Here is a 13,737-nt window from a genome sequence, read left to right on the forward strand (position 1 = left end):
CTTCAGCGTAACCCGAATAGCCCGCTCAGCTGATAGACGAGCACGGCCGCGGTGTATCCGAGGACGTACGTGTACGCGAGAACGAAGGCCGGCCATCGCCACGAGCTCGTTTCTCGGCGAATCGCCGCGACGGTGCTCATGCACTGACAGGCGAGCACGAAGAAGGCGAGGAGCGCGAGGCCCGTACGCACGCCGTAGAGCGGCTCGCCGTCGGGGCGCTTGGCGTCGCGGAGGCGTTCGGTGAGCGGGGTCGGATCATCGCCGGCGTCCTCGATGCCGAAGATGACACCCATGGTGCCGACCATCACTTCGCGAGCGCCGAATGAGCCGATGAGGCCGACGTCAATACGCCAGTCGAAGCCCGCCGGACGCGTGATCGGTTCGATGGCATGACCGATGGTCGCCGCCACGCTCGCTTCGATCTCGTTCTCCGCCTGGCGTCCGGGCATCGGTACCGTGAGCAGGAGCCAGAGCACGGTCGACACGGCCACGATGGACGTGCCGACGTCGCGCAGGAAGCGCTTGGCCGCCTGCCATCCCTTGCGGGCGACGACGCGCGCTTGCGGCACGCGATAGGCCGGCATCTCGAGCACGAGCGGCAAGCTCCTGCCCTTCGTTGCCGTTCGCCGGAGCACCCACGAAGCGCACAGCGCGGCGAGGATGCCCGAGAAGTAGAGGCCCACGAAGAGGCCCGCTCGGAAGAGCGGCGAGCGATGCGAGAAGAACGCCGCGAGAATGAGACCGTACGTCGGCAGGCGCGCCGAGCACGTCATGAGGGGCAGGACGAGGATCGTCGTGAGGCGCTCGCGCGGATCGCGCACGACCCGCGTGGCGGAGATCGCCGGCACGGCGCACGCGTGGCCCATCAGCAAGGGCAAGAAGCTGCGTCCGCTAAGGCCTAGGACGCGCAGCAGTCGATCGACGAGGAACGCGCCGCGAGCCAGGTATCCGCTGGCCTCGAGGAGCTCGAGAGCGACCGTCAGGATGACGATCTGGGGCATGAACGCAAGCACGGTGCCCGCGCCGCCGAGCACGCCGTCGGTGAGGAACGACGTGAACAGACCCTTGCCGAACGAGCGCGTGAGCCCACCGCGGGCGAGGCTGAGCAGCTGATCCATCGCGGCGGCCGCGGGATCGGCGACGAGGAAGACAGCGGCGAAGAGCAGCGCCATCAGCCCGACGAAAAGGATGGGACCGACGAACGGATGCAAGAGCACGCGATCGACGCGTTCCGTGAAGCGACGTCGCGCGAGCTCACGATCGCTGCCCACGTCGCGCTGGACGCGCTTGGCGAGGTCGGCAGGATCGAAGTGCGTCGTGGTGCTCGTGTCTTTGCGCTCCCGCACGCGCTCTTCGACGGCCGCGAGAACCGCGCGCTTGGCGCCGGCGCGATCGCGCGCGTCGACGAGCACGACGGGCACTCCGAGATTGTCACCGAGCGCACGCACGTCGATCTCGCGGCCCTCGGCTACGAGGACGTCGCGGTGTGTGAGTACAAGGACGAGCGGGAGCTTCTGGCGAAGAAGCTCGCGTGTGAGTCGCAGGCCGAGGGCGAGGCGCGTGGGATCGACCACCTGCGCGAGAATGACCGTGCCGCTCTTGCTCGCGGAGGCATCGAGGAAGGCGCGCGCAACGCCTTCGTCGGTCTCGCTGTCGACCGTGGCCTCGACGGAATAGAGGCCGGGGAGATCGGCGACGACCGCACGACCACCCGAGGGCATGTCGACCTCGCCCTCGAGGATCTCGACGGTGATGCCGGGATAGTTGCCGACGTGCGCCTCGCCGCCCGTGATGGCGTTGTACAGCGAGGACTTGCCGGAGTTCGGACGGCCCACGAGGGCAATCGTCAGGTCATCCGCAGACACCTGCGCGCTACGCACCTCCGGCGCGGGATCGTGGCAAGCGGCACTCACGAAGTACTCCCGTTCTGAACGTCGTCGACGCCAATGGCCATCGCCACTTCGCGTCCCACCGCGAACTCGCCTCCCGACGCCGTGCGCACGTGGAGGGGCCCGCCGAACGCCGCGCGCCGGAGGACGACGAGCTCTTCGCCGTCGTGCAGGCCCACGGCCCCGAGCCACGCTGCCGCGTCGACGTCGAGTGTCACCGACGCGATGCGGACGCGCTTGCCGATTCCTGTGCTGGCGAGCGTGGCGTGCGTAGCCCTCATCCGCGCATCATTGGCCAAAGATAATGAAAGTCAATATCGTCGAACGGGCACGACACGATCGGGCTCTTCGAGAGCAGGAATGGCTGGAAACGTAGCCTGTACACTCGCGCTTTCAGCGGCCGAACGCGCGTGCGATCGCTTCGGCGATGCCGCCGCCCGTCGTGATCGTCCGCTCGAGCACGTCCGTAGCGGCCTTCTTCACTTCGTCGGGCGCCTGACCCATGGCGAACGAACGGCCCGCCGCTCCGAGCATGGGCAGATCGTTCATCCAGTCGCCGACGCATACGGTCTCGTCGACGCTGACGCCGTAGTGCTTTGCGATCCACTCGAGCGCGGTGGCCTTCGTTCCACCCGATGCGCGCGCGACCATCCCCCAGTGCTCGGCGTCGCGCCGGAAGGGGAACATTGCAACCTGCATCGATTCGGTGGTGTCACGTTGGATGTCGGCCACCGTTCGCCCGACGCTCGTTTCGTGACCGAGCGCCACCACGGCGGTCATGCCGTCTTTCGAATCCCAGAGCGCGTGCTCGGTGATCCGATGCGCGTAACGAAGGTCGGTCGACCACGTGCGCACGAAGGGGAGGTAGTCCGCGCCGCGTTCGTCGTGGACGATGGCGTCTTCGGCGAAGAGGAACGCGACGAGATCGTTGCGCTCGAGGCTCTCGCGAAGCTTGTTCGCCGCCCGGCCCCGGATGCCGCGATGGAAGAGCGTCTTTTGTCCGGCGACCCTCACGATGTGGCTGCCGTCGGCGCAGCCCACGGGGCCGTCGATGCCGAGAATCTCGGCGCTCTCCTTCGTTCCCGAATAAAGGCGGCCCGTGAGGATCGTGACCATGATCCCGCGAGCCTTGAGCTTCTTGATCGCGAGGATGTCCTCTTCGTGCGCCTCCCCCTCGTGATCGAGGAAGGTGCCGTCGAGATCGATCGCAAGGAGCTTGTACGGACCCTCCGCCGACTTGCGCTTGCGGCCGCCGAGCAAGCTGCTCTTGGCGACGCGGTCCTTCGAGTCGCGGGCCTTCGAGTGCTCGGAGGCCGACGCCTTGGCGACGCGGGCCTTCGAGACTGAGCTCTTGGAGATCGAGCCCTTGCCCGAAACGGCAACAGCGCTGACGGCGGTTGCCGCAGCGCTGTTTGCCTTGCTTCGCTTGGTTGTCATTGCGAAGCGTCCGTACGACTCGAGGGAGAACGACTCAGGAAGCCGCCGGGTAGACGGAGACCTTCTTCTTGTCGTTCGTCTTCCACTCGTACTTCACGACGCCGTCGACGAGCGCGAAGAGCGTGTAGTCGCTGCCGACGCCGACGTTGTTGCCAGCCGAGATCGTCTCGCCGACCTGGCGGATGATGATGTTGCCCGCGCGAACGACTTCGCCGCCGTAGACCTTTACGCCACGACGCTGCGCGTTCGAATCGCGCCCGTTACGGGTAGAGCCTGCGCCTTTTTTATGAGCCATGGTAGTGCTTCCTTGTCCTTAGACTCGCTTGCGCGATCAGCCGGTGATGCCCGTAATTTCCAGGGCGGTGAAGGGCTGACGGTGCCCGGTCTTGCGGCGGTAGTTCTTGCGGCGGCGGAACTTGAAGATGATGATCTTCTCGCCACGGTCCTGGGCGACGATCTTCGCCTCGACCTTGGCTCCACTCACCGTCGGCGCGCCGACCTTGATGCCTTCGCCCGTGCCAACGAGGAGGACCTCGCCGAGGGTGACCGCATCGCCGACGTTGCCTGCGAGCTTTTCGACGCGGAGCTTGTCGCCCTGCGCCACTCGATACTGCTTACCGCCCGTTTTGATGACCGCGTACATTGAAGAATCCCTCTTGGTGAGCCGCGCGCGTCAGAGGCTTCGAGACGAAGCCGGACCGCGTCGGCGGGGGTTTTGAGCCTTGGACCGGAAGACCGGGACCAGGGGACGCGGGAGTATATTGATCGAAGTCCACTTGTAAAGCTGCACAGGGGTGCACCCATTTTCGACCGAACCGGCTCGGGGGCCGGGTTCGCCCCCGCCCGCATGTACGTACGCCCGTCCGCCCTCCTCAATAGAAGGAGCCGTCGAGCCGTGCGGGGGGGCTCGACCTTGTGCATACTGATTGCACCGCGTCTGGCGGCGGAGGGGTATCGCCAGGTCGAAAAAGCGGGACCAGGCGAAGCGGCAGCGGTTCAGATCTGGGAGGAACGATGGATTTTCGCGGTGTTTGGCCCATCGTCGTGGCGTGCGCGGTAGGCGCTTTGGTTGCCACGGCCTCCTGTAGCGCACCGGATCCCGGACAGGTCACTTTCTCGGAGCGTCGATCCGGGTCGAGCGGTGACACCGCCTCGGGCGGCACGGCTTCTCCGAGCCCGAGCTCGACCGGCACAGGCCCGACGACCCCCCAGGGGGACCCCGTGTTCGGAACTACGACCTTCTCCGCGGGCACCCCGAGCACGGGCGCTCCGGCGAACGGCGCGAGCGCGAACCATGCGGGCTCGGTCGAAGGGAAGGACTGCTTCCAGGGCGGCTGCCACGGCAGCGCTGGCCCGGCGTGGGCCTTTGGCGCGACCGTTTACTCGGCGGCGACGGGCGGCCCGACCGTCTCGGGGGCCGAAGTGCGCGTGACCGGACCCGACGGCAAGGAGTACGCGCACGCGTACACCGACGAGAACGGCAACGTGTGGATCGACAAGCCGCTCACGGGCGACATCCCCGCGAACAGCCGCGCGGGCGTGCGTAAGGGCACAAGCGTGAAGACGATGGTCGGAACGATCGGCGGTCCGTCGGGTGCCGCGTGCAACAACGCCGGGTGCCACGGCAACGCCGCGCAAAAGCTCTATCTGAACTGACGTCAGTAGCGGTGCTGGTAGAGCACGTCGAGGATCGTCGTGCCCGAGAAGCCTTCCGTCAGGAGCAGGGACCACTTCGGAAGGAACTGCCAGTCGCCGAAGAAGTACTGCTTGTCGGGCTCGCGCAGCGTGGTCGGGTTGGGTGAGTAGCCGTATTGCACCTTGATGGTGCGCGTTGCGCGGAAGCCGATCTTGATGAGCTGACGGTTCGCGCCCGTCGTTCCCTGCTCCGTGTCGACGCGTCCGTCGGCCACCTGGCTGAAGGCCTGATTGAGGCCTGCGGATGCGAATCCGGCGCCGACGGTCGACGCCTGATCTTGCCCCGACTGCCGCGTGCTTGCCGTGGCCGAGTTCGGGTCGACGCGTCCGAAGAGAAGCAGCGAGAAGATCTCGCTCTTCGAGTACGCCGGTTCGGAGCGAAGCGTGATCGTGCCGGTCTTGACCGGGCCCACGAACTCGACCCACACCCGCGTTCCGTCGCCGGCGTCCCAGTAGGCGGCCGCGACGATCTGCGGGTTGTCCGGCGGCTCGCCGCTCGGGAAGGTGACCGTGCCGTGGTCGACCGTGAAGCGGCGACCTTGCACGTCGGCCGTGCCGCTCTTCAGCTCGAGCGACCCGCGGATGGAGGTCTCGTCGCCGGGGACGATGGCGAGCTTTCCGCCGAGATAGATGCGGAGGCTTTGTCCTTTGACGAGCACCTCGTTGCCGAGCGCGATGTTCAGGGTGGTGGTGCTCTTGTCCTTCGGCGTGCCGCTGGGGCTCGAGATCTGTGCACGCGTGCGGGTAGGCGCGAGGAGCGCGGTGACGAGCTCGCCGTTTGCCTTGCGAACACCGACGTCGATCGTCGTGTCAGGATCGAGTGACTGGAGCGACTGCGTGGGCCGATCGGGCAGCGTGACCTGGGCACGTGGAACCATGACGTCGATGACCATCGACTTGCCGTCGTCGCCGGTATGCGCCGCGACGCGCACTTGCCCCGTCGCCTCGGCATAGGTCGCGCCCTCGACGCTGATCGGGATGGCGCGTTTCTCCGGGATCTCGACGAAGAGGTCGGCATAGTCGAGCGACAGGCCCTTCAGCTTGCCGGTCGCGTACGCCGTGAACGATCCCGTTCCCATCTTTCCGGCGGCGTTTCGCACCATGAAGCTGCCTTGTTTGTCGAAGTGGGCGGTAGCGGTGAGCGAAGAGATCTCTTCGCCGAGCGCCGTGACGTACATCTGTCCGCCCTCGAGCGTGAGGCCGCCGTCGAAGACCTGCGACGCGCCGTCGATGCTGGCGCTGCCGCGCCCGTTGATCTTACCGTCGATCTCCTGCGCGAAGCTACGCACGACCGGCCGCAAGATGGCGAGCCGCATGCCACGCACGTCGTAGTCGAGTCGCGTCGACTTCGTGGCGTCCCATCCCATGACGACGCCCTTCCACGAGAGCGCCGTCGAAGCGATGCGCGCCTCGGCCGATCCGCCGTCTTGCTGTTTCAAGGTGACGTTCGCGGAGACGTTGCCGTCTTCGGCTCGGGCGCGAAGCTCGGTCGACTTCACCTTCACGCGTGCGACGGTCAGCCCATCGACCGAAGCGGTGGCGTCGAACGAGGCATGTTCGTTGAGGTTGCGGACCTTGAACCGTCCGGTCAGTGCTCCGCGGATGTCTTCGGGCAAACGAAGGGGCGCGAGCTCGAGGTTCTTCACGTCGAGCTCCGCGGAAAGGTTCCACGGCAGGTCCTTGTCGCCGAGGCCCGCGATGATGTCGCGAGCGTGCAAGCGCGCGAGCACGAGACCACGCACCTGTCCGGGCGCGCGCGGCTTCTGGTTCGGATCCTGGGGAGACGCCTTGGCATCCGGCGGCGGAGCGTTGCGTTCGTCCATGCGCATCGTCGCGATGACGCGTTCACCGTCCCATCGTGCGTCGAGCGCGCCGTCGACGGGCTGGTAGCTCGGCGCATCCCGCCGGAGCGTGGTCTCGCGAATGCCGTCGAACCGCGCGGTGGTCGTGACCTTGGGCTTGGAGAGGAGACCCTCGAGCTGGGCGCGCGCTTCCAGCGCTCCGTGCGTGTCGGGGGACCCGAACCAGCTCGGCAAGTCGCGGACGTTTCGTCGCGGAACGTCGACGATGGCCGAAGCCTCGAGCTGGCCGATCGCGGCTCGATCGAGGACTTTGGTGCCCGAGAGGATACCGACGAGCGGGATTCGGGCTTTGGCGTTGGCGCTCGCGACGAGGCCGTGCCGGTCCCACGTGAGGAACGTGAGCTCGGTCTCGTCCGTGGCCGCGTCGTACGCGGCATGCACCGCGCCGTCGACGCCGTCGAAGCGCCTCGACTTGCCCTTCTGATCGAGCGTGACGTCGAGGCCCTCCGTGCGTGTCGTCAAACGAACGGAGGGCAGTGACGAGGCATTGCCCCGCTCGATGCGCCCTTCGATCCAGGCAAACCCGGCGACTTGCCCGACGCCTTCCCCTGCGAAGAGCGCTGCGCCTTGCGAGAGGTCGATGCGTCCACGAATGTCGGCCGTTCCCGTTGCGTGCTGGAGATTCGGGAGCGTGGGGCCACCGGGGAGGTCGAGCTCGGCGTTTGGAATTTCGACGAAGCCCATGGGGCCCGCATCGACGCGCACGCGACCCGCGAGGTGCTTGCCCTGGAGAACGGCGTGAACCTCGGCGGAATAGCCATTTTCGGCCTTCACCGAGACGTCCACGTGTCCGTCGCCTCGATTGCGACCCGTGCGTAGTTCGATGTCGACCGTGGCGTGCGTTCCCGGCGGCAAGCTACGCAGCTGATCGAGCCCGGTCAGCTTGGCGGCGCGATCCATGTCGACATGGTCGCCTTTGGCGCGGATCGAGAGCTCGCCACCCGACGTCTGGGCGCTCACCTCGAGCGGCGCGCCGAGACCCGTCACGCGAGCATCGCGCACGGCGACGCTTCCCTTGGCGACACCGACCTCCCTCGCCGACAGGGTCACGGCGCCCGGCAGTCCATGTTTGCCGAGGTGAACCTCGACATCGCGCAGGCGCGGCGAGGGGGCCACGGTGACCTGCGCTTGCGCGGTCGCGAAGGAATACGTGAGGGGCTCTTTCCCCTCGGCGGTGAGTCGAATGTCGCGCGTTCTCGCTTTGACCGCCATGCGCGGTGACGTGAGCGGTCCGCTGATCTGCGCTTCGACGTCGGCCTGCGTGATCGCGGCTTCGGCGACCTCCAGGTTCTCGCCCTTCGCGGTGACGTTGCCGCTGACCGTCGACTTCGTCAGGTCGACCTTGCCGGTCGCTCGCGCCGACACGGAGCCTGCGATGTTCCGCGGAAGGAGCGACACCGTGCGAAGGTCGGACGATTGCGCCGTGACATCGAAGGCTACGACCTTCTTCCCGACGTCGAGCGACAGCTGGCCAACCGCGCTGATGCCGCGATCGGTTCCACGAACCTTGGCGGTCACCGTGTGCGGATCGAATCGACCGTCGATCGAGAGCTTGGGCAGTCGCTCGCGCGCGAACGTCGAGGCGCTGGTCGTGGCGGTGTACGTGCCGGACGGATTTCCCCCTGCGATCGTGCCTTCGGCGCGGATCTTCGCGGACACGTCCGATTCGGAAGCGCCGAAGGCGCGTGCGTCGACGTGGGCGAGATCGACGTCGGCGCGGAACGCCTGATTCTGGCTCAGATCGATGGCGCCCGTGGCCGACAAGCTTCCCTCGCCGACCTTGCCTTTGGCGGTGACGACGAGCTGGGGAAGCGTTCCCGAGACACTGGCCGACAGCTCGACGGGCTGCTTCACGGCGGCGGCGATGGGTAGGGAGCGCGCGAGATCTTCGGGCGACGTACGAGCGATGTCGACGTTTGCCTCCACCTTGTCGCCGTCGATCGACGCGTGGACGCGAAGGGGCACCGCGCCCGCGTGTCCCTCGAGGTCGGCGTGCGCCGCGATCTTCCCCGCCGCGAGCGGAAGCGACAGACCTCCCTCGAGCTTGGCTTCGAGAGGGGCCGAAGGCGGGCCACCTTCGGGCGCGGGAACGCTCGGCGAGCGGACGATCGCGTCGGCGTGCGCGACGTCGATCGTGAGAACGCTGTCGGCGATCCCGACGTGACCGTCGAGCCCGTTCACGTCACCGTCGACCGCCGGGGGAACGACGTTGCCGTGCACCTTGGCGTGCCCCACGTGCGCGCGCGCGACGTTCAAGAGCAGGTTCACGCCTTCGGGCTCCGGTTTCGCCGCCGGAGGCGCGGGATTTTTGCTGGCAAATGCACGCGCGATTCCGAGGTTGCCCGCCGCGTCTCGATCGAGCGCCACGTCGACGTCGTCGATGGTCAGCGAATCGATTCGGACGTTCGGTGCGTGATGTCGTGCGAGCGAGCCGATGAGTCGCGCGAGATCGATACGCACGTCGACGCCCCGGCCGAGCAGGACGCGCTTGCCGTCGGGATCGTCGATCTCGACGCGGTCCACGCGGAGGTGCGTCGACGGGCCGAGGTCGAGCTCCGTGATGCCATCGACGACGAGCCTGCCCGCGAATAGATCGTTCGTCGCCTTCGCCACGATCCACTGGACCGCGCGGCGTCCTGGCGGCGTGTTCACCTGCACGAGAACACCACCCACCGCGGTGGTGACGAAGATCATGCCCAGGCCGAGGGCCTGCACGGAGCGAACGAGCGCAGTACCGGTCCGGCGGAGGATCAAAAGGCCTCCCCGATGCCGAACGAGAGCGCGAGCGGCGCGCCGAACAAGGTCGCGGGCTCGACCTCCGAGCTGTCACCGCCCGGCGTCTGCAGACCCGGAATGCGGTAGCCGAGGTCGAGGCGGATCGGACCCACCGGAGTGTCGTAGCGCGCGCCGATGCCACACGATAGGTGAGGACGATCGAGTCGAATGTCCCCATTGTAGGGCGACACATCGGCCGCATCACAGAAGAGCGCCGTCGAGATCGGGCCCGACACGACGAAGCGCGCCTCGACGCTTGCTTCCCACAACGTGGTGCCGCCGGTCGGGAGGAGGCAAGACGGATTGGTGACGCTGCAGCCCGTGGCGCCTGTCGATTGTCCGGCCGGGCTCAAATACGGAATGAGCTGATAAGGGCCGATGCCTCGGATCGGATAGCCGCGGTTCGACGACGGGCCGCCCGCGAAGAAGCCGCGAAAGTAGAGAATCTGGTAGTCGCGGTTGAGCGCATCGAGCTCGTCCGGAGCGAGCTGACCCGTGGCGGGATTCTGCGCGTTGCGCTTGGCGGCCTCGCCGTAGTTCTGAGGGAACAAGAACCCGACCGACGTTCGCGCCGCGAGCACCACGCGGCGCGAGAGCTGGAGGTACCCACGGACCTCCGGCTGGATGCGGAGGTCGCTCGCGTTGCCCTGCAGCGGTCCCCCGGCGTACTGGAACTGATTGCCGATGTAGAGGCCCTTCTTCGTGTGCGTGGGGTTGTCGCGGAAGTCGAGCGTCGAGAACAGCGAGAGGTACGAGATGACGAGCGACGACACTCCTTCGGTGTGACCGAGGTAGTCGAACGGAAAGTTCGCCTGCGCGCCGTACGACGGATTGAGCAGCAGATGGTTGAAGAACTTGCGCTCTGCACCCAATGTGCCCCGGAGCTCCTGGTAGCCGACGACTGTGTTGGTGGGGGTGGCGTTCTGGCTCGGCGGCAAGATGACGGGGTAGACGCTATACTCGCCGCTCGCGAGGCCCGTCGTGCGCGACTCGATGAAGCCCGGCTGCCCGAGCGAGGCCGAGAGGCGCTGCTCGACGAGGTACTTCTTGGGAAGCACGAAGTCGTCGGAGAGGCGCGTCGGATAGAGCACGACGCCCGGCTTGAAGCGAACGTCGAACTTCCGGAGCCCGCCGAGGAAGTTCGCGCTCTGCCAGCCGATGAGGCCGTGGACGTCGGTACGAAGAGGATCGAATTCGACACCGCCGCCGAGCAGGATCGTGCGGAGCTTCGAGACCTCCGTTTTCACCGTCAGTGGGACGATGCGCGTGGTCTCCATGGCCGAGCGATCGGCCTCGACGTCGATCGACGCGAACACGCCGAGATCGAGCAGCGCTTGCTTCGCCTCCTCGATGTCGTCGCTGGAGTAGAGGTCGCCTTCTTTGAGCGCGAAAACCTGCCGGACCTTTTCCTCCGGCACGCCGGCGAGGCCTATGAAGTTCACCGGTCCGAGGTGCGCAACGAGACCGGGCTCGACCGAGAAGTTCAGTCTCGCGGTGTGCGTGGCCAGATCGACCTCGGCGTGGCGTGTGACCTTCGCGTTGGCGTGTCCGCGCGCCGTCATGGTGCTGAGGACGTTCTTCTCCGCCTCGGCGAATTTCTCTTCGTCGAGAGCGGCGCCGACCGGAAGCGCACGCGCGACGCTCCGCTCGATCTTGCGGCGCGCCTTCTCTTCGAGGCCCTCGTCGCCGACGACCTCGACCTTGTCGACGACGACCGGCTCGCCTTTCTGTACCTCGATCGTGACACGAACCTTGTCGCCGTTCTGCACGACGCGGGCCACCTGGACCTTCGCCTCGTAGTAGCCGCGCGCACGCATGTAGCGCTCGATGCGTGCGAGGTCGCGGCGCAGCGCGTACCGATCGAAGATCTCGTAGTCGTAAACGACGCCCTCGAACATCCCGAGGAAGCGCGGCGATTCGCGCGTCGTCAGCTTCTCGCCAACGTCGCCCTCGTCGAACGTGCGCGTCGCGACGCCTTCGATCGAGACCTTGGAGATGGCGCTCTGCCCCTCCGGGATGCTGTAACATCCCGTCGTGGTCCAGAGCCCCAAGACAGCGACGCCGGCGATCCAGGAGCGGGCAGAGCGGGGAGAGCTGGCTGACCCGCGGGGCGGCAAGATGAAGGCGGGCGAGCGCGGACGGAGGACGACCGGATGAGGTCTGTCACCGTCCTGGGCCGACATTGGGCGCACCATAGCCCAAGCGCGTGGGCATGCATCGTACTCGTCGCAGCCGCGCTCGCGATCGGAGCGGGCTGCGGGCGAGGAAAAGTCCCTCTGCCTCCACGCAGCCCGGCGAGCGTGAGCGATTATGTTGCCGTCCCCTTCCCTCCGCGGGCTCCGCAGGTGGAAATTGTCCCGCCGCAGCCTCGCTCGGAGGCAGTCTGGGCGGACGGGTCGTGGGAATGGGACGCCGACCCCTCCGACGCGAATGGCGGTCGCTATCGCTGGCAGCCCGGTGCGTGGGTAGTTGTGCCGGAAGGTGTGAGCTACGCGCGTTGGCTCATCGTCCGTCGGAAGGAAGACGGACAGCTCTTCTTTGCTCCTTCGAGTTGGCACGACGAAAAGGGACGTACGGTTTCGGCGCCCGAAGCGATCACGAGAGCGCAATCCGGTCGCTCGCAAGTCGAGGAGTAGCTGCCGTCGACGAGCCGAACCGTAGTGCCCGCGTGCGCGCGTCTGCTGAACGCCTGAGCCGGGCGACACATGCATCGCGGGCTGCGCCCGCACGGTCGAAACGATGACCGGCAAGGACGGCTCGTGTAATCTGAGATCGTGCCGAAGGACGCGAGTGACGCCAGACGCGAGCTGATCGAGCTCGACGATCCGACGAACCTCGAAGCGACTGCTGACGACGAGAAATCCGGCGCGCAGCCGATTCCGACGATCATCCCCGAGTTCGATCCGCAGCTCTTCGCCGAAGCGTCCGAAGTTCGCGAGAGGATGCCGACGCTCGTCGACGAAGAGAGCCTCGAGCAGGCACGTCTCGCCTCGCTTCCAAGCAACTTCCCGCCGCCGCTCTTCTCGACGTCGCCAGGTCCGATCGTCGTCGACGACGACGATTCGCTCGTCGAGATCGACACCGACGAAGCGGAGATCGACGTGTTCGAGGACGACGAGCAGGCGGCGATTCTGCGTGCACGCCTGACGCCGCTCTCGCGCGTTCCCACGCTCACGCACAAGCTCACCGAGCTCGGCGCGCTCCTCGAAGACCCGAAGACGGCCTACGTGCTCGGCTTCGTCGATGGCATCCTGCCGCTCGACACCATCATCGACGTGACCGGATTGCCCGAGCTCGACACGTTGCGCGTGCTCGATCGAATGGTCTCGCACGGCATCGTGATCTTCCGGCCGTCGCGCGCGAACGTGGCCGTTCGCAAGATCACCTGAACACGCTCAGTCGTGCGCGAGCGCGCGCTCGATGTCGCCGACCAGATCCGCGGTGACGTGCGCGAGCGATTCGACCGTCGCGTCGGCCAAGGCGAAACGGCGATCGTGGTTCGGCCAGTCGAATGGCACGGTAATGCACGCCATGCGTGCGGCCTTGGCGGCCACGAGACCCGTGAGTGAGTCCTCGAGGACCAGGCATTCGGTGGCGTGCACTTCGAGATGCTGCGCGGCGGTCATGAAGATGCCCGGATGCGGCTTGCCATAGGGCTCTGTTTCGGCGGACCGCACGACGTCGAACGTGTCTTCGAGGCCGAGCCGCTCGAGCGTGGCGCGGATGATGGTCGTGGGTGAGGAGGAGGCGAGCGCGAGGCGGCGGCCTTTCATGCGGGCGACCTCGAACGCAAGCGGTGCTCCAACGAGCGCTTCACCTTCCGCGCGAACGAGGGAAGCGACGCGTTCGATCAGTCGCGTTTCGACGTCCTTCGGCGTTGCGCCTTTCCAAGGGCGGCGCTTGAACCAGTAGCCGACGACGTCGTCCGTGCGCAGGCCCTTCGTCCGTGTGCAATCCTCCTCCGAGAGTGTCACGCCGACGTCACCGAAGACCTCGATTTCGGCACGAACCCAGAGCGGCTCGGAGTCGATCAAGAGGCCGTCCATGTCGAAGATCACCGCACGCAGCATCGGGAGCGG

The 13,737-nt window shown here is 66.7% G+C and carries 10 protein-coding genes; 2 read left to right on the forward strand and 8 right to left on the reverse strand.

Annotated elements, in window-relative coordinates; genetic code table 11:
• Positions 1–2: 2 nt before the first annotated feature.
• The 5 genes from feoB to rplU all read right to left on the reverse strand — a co-directional run bounded on the left by feoB (position 3) and on the right by rplU (position 3,969).
• A complete protein-coding gene (gene feoB / locus AKJ09_RS17800; RefSeq protein ID WP_146648394.1) occupies positions 3–1,913 on the reverse strand; it encodes a ferrous iron transporter B in 1,911 nt (636 codons plus the stop codon).
• Positions 1,910–2,170, reverse strand: coding sequence for a FeoA family protein (locus AKJ09_RS17805; protein WP_146648395.1), 261 nt, complete (start codon positions 2,168–2,170; stop codon positions 1,910–1,912). The genes feoB and AKJ09_RS17805 overlap by 4 nt, the downstream gene beginning before the upstream one ends.
• 112 nt (positions 2,171–2,282) lie before the next feature.
• Positions 2,283–3,326 (reverse strand): HAD family hydrolase, encoded by a 1,044-nt coding sequence (locus AKJ09_RS17810; protein WP_146648396.1) that lies wholly within the window; start codon positions 3,324–3,326, stop codon positions 2,283–2,285.
• Between the two features lie 34 nt (positions 3,327–3,360).
• Positions 3,361–3,621, reverse strand: a complete 261-nt coding sequence (gene rpmA, locus AKJ09_RS17815; RefSeq protein ID WP_146648397.1) for a 50S ribosomal protein L27 — start codon at positions 3,619–3,621, stop codon at positions 3,361–3,363.
• A 36-nt stretch (positions 3,622–3,657) separates the two neighbouring features.
• Complete coding sequence (gene rplU / locus AKJ09_RS17820; RefSeq protein WP_146648398.1) at positions 3,658–3,969, reverse strand: 50S ribosomal protein L21; 312 nt, start codon at positions 3,967–3,969, stop codon at positions 3,658–3,660.
• Positions 3,970–4,340: 371 nt separating this feature from the next.
• Here rplU and AKJ09_RS17825 point away from each other — a divergent pair, with 371 nt between their 5' ends.
• Positions 4,341–4,982, forward strand: a complete 642-nt coding sequence (locus tag AKJ09_RS17825; RefSeq protein ID WP_146648399.1) for a hypothetical protein — start codon at positions 4,341–4,343, stop codon at positions 4,980–4,982.
• A gap of 2 nt (positions 4,983–4,984) precedes the next feature.
• On the opposite strand, the gene AKJ09_RS17830 is transcribed toward AKJ09_RS17825, so the two are convergent.
• The gene (locus AKJ09_RS17830) at positions 4,985–9,637 is read right to left on the reverse strand and encodes a translocation/assembly module TamB domain-containing protein (RefSeq protein WP_146648400.1); all 4,653 of its coding nucleotides are present in this window, start codon (positions 9,635–9,637) and stop codon (positions 4,985–4,987) included.
• Positions 9,634–11,841 (reverse strand): BamA/OMP85 family outer membrane protein, encoded by a 2,208-nt coding sequence (locus tag AKJ09_RS17835; RefSeq protein WP_169927623.1) that lies wholly within the window; start codon positions 11,839–11,841, stop codon positions 9,634–9,636. The genes AKJ09_RS17830 and AKJ09_RS17835 overlap by 4 nt, the downstream gene beginning before the upstream one ends.
• 591 nt (positions 11,842–12,432) lie before the next feature.
• Here AKJ09_RS17835 and AKJ09_RS17840 point away from each other — a divergent pair.
• Positions 12,433–13,047: a hypothetical protein gene (locus tag AKJ09_RS17840; RefSeq protein ID WP_146648402.1), complete on the forward strand. Its 615-nt coding sequence runs from the start codon at positions 12,433–12,435 to the stop codon at positions 13,045–13,047.
• 6 nt (positions 13,048–13,053) lie between these two features.
• Here the strand turns inward: AKJ09_RS17840 and hxpB are convergent, their stop codons facing one another.
• Positions 13,054–13,728: a hexitol phosphatase HxpB gene (gene hxpB, locus AKJ09_RS17845; protein ID WP_146648403.1), complete on the reverse strand. Its 675-nt coding sequence runs from the start codon at positions 13,726–13,728 to the stop codon at positions 13,054–13,056.
• Positions 13,729–13,737: the final 9 nt, after the last annotated feature.

The sequence above is a fragment of the Labilithrix luteola genome, assembly GCF_001263205.1.
In the GTDB taxonomy this organism is placed as follows: domain Bacteria; phylum Myxococcota_A; class Polyangia; order Polyangiales; family Polyangiaceae; genus Labilithrix; species Labilithrix luteola.

Bases quoted from the DNA above. Each gene is read 5' to 3' on its own strand.
- AKJ09_RS17805 (WP_146648395.1), bottom strand. From the start codon at position 2,170: ATGAGGGCTACGCACGCCACGCTCGCCAGCACAGGAATCGGCAAGCGC.
- AKJ09_RS17810 (WP_146648396.1), bottom strand. From the start codon at position 3,326: ATGACAACCAAGCGAAGCAAGGCAAACAGCGCTGCGGCAACCGCCGTC.
- rpmA (WP_146648397.1), bottom strand. From the start codon at position 3,621: ATGGCTCATAAAAAAGGCGCAGGCTCTACCCGTAACGGGCGCGATTCG.
- rplU (WP_146648398.1), bottom strand. From the start codon at position 3,969: ATGTACGCGGTCATCAAAACGGGCGGTAAGCAGTATCGAGTGGCGCAG.
- AKJ09_RS17825 (WP_146648399.1), top strand. From the start codon at position 4,341: ATGGATTTTCGCGGTGTTTGGCCCATCGTCGTGGCGTGCGCGGTAGGC.
- AKJ09_RS17835 (WP_169927623.1), bottom strand. From the start codon at position 11,841: ATGTCGGCCCAGGACGGTGACAGACCTCATCCGGTCGTCCTCCGTCCG.
- hxpB (WP_146648403.1), bottom strand. From the start codon at position 13,728: ATGCTGCGTGCGGTGATCTTCGACATGGACGGCCTCTTGATCGACTCC.